Origin of the sequence: Paraburkholderia unamae (genome assembly GCF_003268775.1) — a bacterium.
GTDB lineage: Bacteria > Pseudomonadota > Gammaproteobacteria > Burkholderiales > Burkholderiaceae > Paraburkholderia > Paraburkholderia unamae.
In genome coordinates this window covers 1-4,016 of the sequence record NZ_QLSU01000064.1, presented here as the reverse complement: position 1 = coordinate 4,016, position 4,016 = coordinate 1, and the positions used below count along the sequence as shown (strand labels likewise).

General features: G+C 68.3%; 5 protein-coding genes. All 5 read right to left on the bottom strand.

Going from position 1 to position 4,016, the window contains the following annotated elements; genetic code table 11:
* The coding region (locus C7401_RS44110) for a YoaK family protein (RefSeq protein WP_146758110.1) at positions 1-416 on the bottom strand (416 nt) is incomplete at its 3' end.
* A complete protein-coding gene (locus C7401_RS44105; protein ID WP_112178351.1) occupies positions 413-1,327 on the bottom strand; it encodes a VOC family protein in 915 nt (304 codons plus the stop codon). The genes C7401_RS44110 and C7401_RS44105, both read right to left, overlap by 4 nt.
* Before the next feature lie 37 nt (positions 1,328-1,364).
* Positions 1,365-1,802, bottom strand: a complete 438-nt coding sequence (locus C7401_RS44100) for a DoxX family protein (RefSeq protein ID WP_112178350.1) — start codon at positions 1,800-1,802, stop codon at positions 1,365-1,367.
* Position 1,803: 1 nt separating this feature from the next.
* Positions 1,804-3,693 carry an amidohydrolase gene (locus C7401_RS44095; protein ID WP_112178349.1) on the bottom strand — a complete coding sequence of 630 codons (1,890 nt, stop codon included), beginning with the start codon at positions 3,691-3,693 and terminating at the stop codon, positions 1,804-1,806.
* A gap of 19 nt (positions 3,694-3,712) precedes the next feature.
* Positions 3,713-3,880, bottom strand: coding sequence for a DUF1427 family protein (locus tag C7401_RS44090; RefSeq protein WP_112178348.1), 168 nt, complete (start codon positions 3,878-3,880; stop codon positions 3,713-3,715).
* Positions 3,881-4,016 lie beyond the last annotated feature (136 nt).

The following is a 4,016-nucleotide window of genomic DNA, read 5'->3' as shown; positions in this document are numbered from 1 at the left end:
GCGGGCCGCACGATCAGCCGCGGATGCGCGTTCTGCACCCCCATCGCGAACGCGCCCAGCACGCCGGCCACCACCACCGGCAGCGTGTCGGGCTGCGCGACCGGCGACGCCCAGACGCCCGCCAGGCAAAAGCCCAGCATCAGCACCGCCTGCACCGCGTGAAGCAGCCGCGCGCCCTGGCGCGCGTGCCGCCCGCCGAGCGAGCGCAGCAGCACGCTGCTGCCCGCCACGCCCGCACCGAACGCCGGGAACACGATCAGCTTGAGGAGCACGCCCTGTCCGTAGCCCGCCACCCCCGCGCCGATCAGCACGAAGTTGCCCGTGACGTGCGCGGTGAAGAGCCCGAACAGCGCCACGAAGCTCAGCGTGTCCACATAGCCCGCCACTGCCGCCAGGATCGTGTCCTCGTGTTTCATTGCGCCGCGCTGGCGTGGATTTCCGCGATGTAGCCGCCCGGGAACTGCACGATCGCCGCGTTGCGTCCGTCCGAGCTGAACGGCGCCACGAGCACCTTCACGCCCGCGGCCTGCGCCTTTTGCAGCGTCTCGTCGAGATTCGCCACCTCGTAGCCGGTCGTTTCGTGTCCGAACGGATAGGGCAGGTGACCGTCCGTCACCAGCACGGTCATCTTGCCGAAGCCCGACTCGATGCGCACACGGCGATACGTCTCGCCCGGCCGGCCGATCTCGATGCCCGGCGCCTTCGCGTCGTCGGACACCACCTTGCCGTGCGAGAACTTCACGAAGTCATGCACCAGCTTGTGCAGGCTTTTCGGCGAAACGTACACGCGGTTCTCGGGCACCGTCTTAAGCGCGTCGTAGTGCGGGGCCTGGTTATGCCAGTACAGCTGCATGTTCACGCCGTCCGCCCACGAGATGATCGCGTCGCGCCCGACCGGATCGGGGAAGGTGTCGACGATCACGTCCGCGCCGTGCGCGCGCGCCGCCTTCACCGCCGCGTCCATGTCGGTCACGAGGTAGCCGGTGCGCTCCGAGCCGAAGGGGTACGGCACCGGCGTCTTGAAGCCGAACACCGAGATCGTGCCCGAGGGCGTGAACACGAGCTGCGACATCGTCTGGCTCGGCGTGGGCGTGACCTGGAACACGCCCTGCTTCGACTTGCTGCCGCCGAAGGTCGCCACGAAGCTGTCCGTGAAGCGGTCGAAATCTTCCGGGGCAACGTACACGTGCGTCGTGTCGTACTGCGCACCCACCGCCACGGACGGTGTTTCGGACTCCATCACAGGCGGCTTCGCGAACGACGCGGGCGCGGTGACAAGACCGCCCGCCACCATCAGCGCGAGCAGGACAGAACGAAATGCTTTCATCGTCGAATTTCCTTGTTTCATCATTGGTTTGTGCGGGTCACTCACGGTCGGCGCCGCGCACATCTTCCAGCAGCGTGGCCAGCACGAGCGCCGCGATCAGCCCGAGGTGCTCGAAAAAACTGTTCAGCGCCATGAAGCGCGCGGCGCCCGCATGGTTCCAGAAGTCGTTGGCGACCAGCATGGCCACGAGCGTGAGCACGCCCAGCGCGCCCGCACCCAGCCACGTGAAGCGGCGCAGCACCACGCACAGCGAGCCGCCGATCTCCACCACGATCGCAAACGCGGCCCACAGCGCGGGTGGATGCAGCCCGAAATGCGCCTGCTCCGCGACCGCCGCGTCGAAGTCCAGCAGCTTGCTCACGCCGCCGATCAGCCATGCCGAAACCAGCGCGACGCGCACGAACGGCGCCACCCACGGCTGCGCGAGCAGCGCGCGAATCCACGCCGGGTTGCCCCGGCCCGTGAGCGCCGCCACCTCAGATCGCCCAGCACGAACAGCCGAACGCGCCCCAGAAGCCCTTCGCATCCGAGGTCGGCAGCGCGCTGCCCCAGGCGCTGCCGTGCGCATGGCCATGCAGGTTGCACGCACTCGCGCACGCGCACAGCGCCGCGGCCGCCGCGCGCTGCAACGGCGCGCCGCTCTGCTGCGTCGCGCCCCAGCCGCCGTAGCCGCCATACTGGCGCACCGGCGACCAGTCGGGCATCGCGGGCGGGATCGGCGCGTCGTGCTCCGAGAACGGGCCCGCCCCCCACACGATCCGGCCGTCCACCACCGTGAGCAGCGCCGTCGTGTCGGCGATATCGTCCTCGGCGCAGGCGAAGAAGTCGCGGTCCGGCACCATCAGGTCGGCCAGCTGCCCCACCGCGATACGGCCTTTCTTGCCCTCCTCGTTCGAGAACCACGTGACGTACTCGGTCCACATGCGCAGCGCCGTTTCGCGATCGAGCAGATCGCGCTGCGCATACAGGCGCAGGCCGCCCACCGTCCGGCCGCTCACGAGCCACGCGAGCGACACCCACGGGTTGTACGACGCCACGCGCGTGGCGTCGGTGCCCGCGGAGACCTTGATGCCCTTCGAGAGCATCTTCGCCACGGGCGGCGTGGCTTCGGCCGCGCGCGCACCATAGCGCTCCACGAAATACTCGCCCTGGTACGCCATGCGGTGCTGCACGGCAATGCCGCCGCCCAGCGCCGCGATGCGGTCCAGCGAGCGATCCGAAACCGTCTCCGCGTGATCGAAGAACCAGTTCAGGCCTTCGAGCGGGATGTCGCGGTTGACCTTCTCGAACACGTCCAGCGCGCGGCTGATCGTTTCATCATAGGTCGCGTGCAGGCGCCACGGCCAGCGGTTCTGCGCGAGCACGCGCACGACGCCTTCGAGCTCGCCCTCCATCTCCGGCGGCAGCTCCGGGCGCGCCACGCGGAAGTCCTCGAAGTCGGCCGCCGAGAACACCAGCATCTCGCCCGCGCCGTTATGCCGGAAGTAGTCCGAACCATCGTGATACTTGACGCTCTGCGTCCAGTTCACGAAGTCCTCCTTCTCCGCATCGGGCTTCTGCGTGAAGAGGTTGTACGCGATGCGCACCGTCATCTCGCCCGCGTCGTGCAGCTTGCGGATGACCTCGTAGTCGTCCGGATAGTTCTGCGAACCACCGCCCGCGTCGATGGCGCCCGTCACGCCCAGGCGGTTCAGCTCGCGCATGAAATGGCGCGTGGAGTTGTACTGGTACTCGGCCGGCAGCTTCGGCCCTTTGGCCAGCGTCGCGTAGAGGATCGTCGCGTTCGGATTGGCGAGCAGCAGGCCCGTGGGCGTGCCCGTGGCGTCGCGCAGGATCGTGCCGCCCGGCGGCTCCGGCGTGTCCTTCGTATAGCCCACCACGCGCAGCGCGGCGGCGTTCAGCAGCGCGCGGTCGTACAGGTGCAGGATGAACACGGGCGTGTCGGGCGCGGCCGCGTTGAGTTCCTCGATGGTGGGCAGGCGCTTCTCGGCGAACTGGTGCTCCGTGAAGCCGCCGACCACGCGCACCCATTGCGGTGCGGGCGTGATCGCGACCTGCTGTTTGAGCATCTCCATGGCCACGGCGAGCGAGCGCACGCCGTCCCAGCGCAGCTCCATGTTGTAGTTCAGGCCGCCGCGGATAAGATGCAGGTGATTGTCGATCAGGCCGGGCAGCACGGGGCGGCCCTGCAAGTCGATCACGCGCGTGGCGCGCCCCGCGAGCGGCATGACGTCGGCCTCGCTGCCGACCGCGACGAAGCGGCCGTTGGCGATGGCCACGGCGCTGGCGAGCGGGTTGGCGCGGTCCAGCGTGGTGATGCGTGCGTTATGAAGAATGAGATCGGGTTGGCTGTCGGTTGCGCTCACGGGCGTTTCCTCACGTTGGTTAAAGACCCAGCAGCGGCTTCAGGGCAGGCACGGCCTGCGCGCCGATCACCATGCCCAGCAAGCCAACCAGGGCGATCAGCGGGGGCGCGGGCGAACGGACCTTGATCACGCTGTAGATCACGCCGATGAGCACGCCCGCGCCCAGTGACACCAGATAAGATTCCATGCGGTCGGCCTCGCGGTCGGATTAGAATGCAGGACAGGGCTGCCGGGAATGCGCCCCCGGGGGTTCTGCTTGCAGCGGTTCCTGCATCGGTTGGTTGTCCTGATTGACATCACAGGCGCGCTGGACATTCATCGAA